At 78.3% G+C, this 941-nt stretch carries 1 protein-coding gene; it reads left to right on the top strand.

The genetic code is table 11. From position 1 onward, the window contains the following. Positions 1-140: 140 nt before the first annotated feature. Positions 141-941 (top strand): GNAT family N-acetyltransferase (locus tag ACFV3E_RS42175; protein WP_500541181.1); only part of this gene is annotated, 801 nt, incomplete at its 3' end.

Raw genomic sequence — 941 nt, 5'->3', positions numbered from 1 at the left:
CGGCCGCGCGACGCCCAAACCCCGCGGGCGCTGGCTTTGCTCGGTGTGGCGGGGGCGGCCCCGGGCCGCCACGCCCCGCCCCCCCCCCGCCGTCCGTTTCGCAGCGCGTACCACGGCGTACGCGGAAGGTGTGGTCACCGGTGATCGAAGTCCCCTCCCTGGACGGCTGGTTCCCCTCCGGAGTGCCCGGGCCCGCGGCGCTCGCGGAGCACGTGAAGGCGACCGGCAACGGGCAGTGGTGGGCCGACCGGGCGGTCGGGCCCCGCGCGGTCGCGGTGGCGTGCGCGGACCACGTGCTGCTGGAGGGCGATCCCCGGTACGTCGACCCGGACGCTCTCGCTGCCCTGGGGCACGACGGCTACGTCCTGGCCCGCACGCGTTTCCTGCCGGTCCTGGGGGCGGCGTTCGACCGGATCGTGCCCTGGGAGCGGATGATCTGGGTGCAGTCGCGGCCGGTGCCGCGGAGGCTGCCGCCGCGGGACGTGGTGGTGCGCAGGCTGGCGCCGGGCGACGGAGCGGCCGTGGCCGGCGCGGGCGACGACGCCGCCTGGATCACCCGCAGTTGGGGCGGTGCGCACGGGCTCGCCGCGTCGGGCCACGCGTGGGGGGCGTTCCGCTCGGGCCGCCTGGTCTCGCTGGCGTGCACGTACTTCCTCGGCGGCGTGTACGAGGACCTCGCGGTCGTCACGCTGCGGGGCCACCGCCGCGAGGGCCTGGCGCTCGCCTGCCTGTCGGGCCTGTGCGGCGACGTCGCGGCCCGCGGTCGCACACCCAGCTGGACGTGCTCGCGCGGGAACCGGCCCAGCCGGCGGCTGGCCTGGACGGCGGGTTTCCGGCTGTTCGGCGAGTACGTCCACTACGGCGTCGGGCGGCCCCGGGGGGGCGGGCCCCCGGGGGGGGCGGGGGGGGTCGGGGGGGGTTTGGGTGCGGTGTCGGGCGTG

Source organism: Streptomyces sp. NPDC059718 (genome assembly GCF_042733315.1).
Taxonomy (GTDB): domain Bacteria; phylum Actinomycetota; class Actinomycetes; order Streptomycetales; family Streptomycetaceae; genus Actinacidiphila.
Note: the sequence above shows the minus strand (reverse complement) of the source record. Positions and strands in the feature narration are given on the sequence as shown.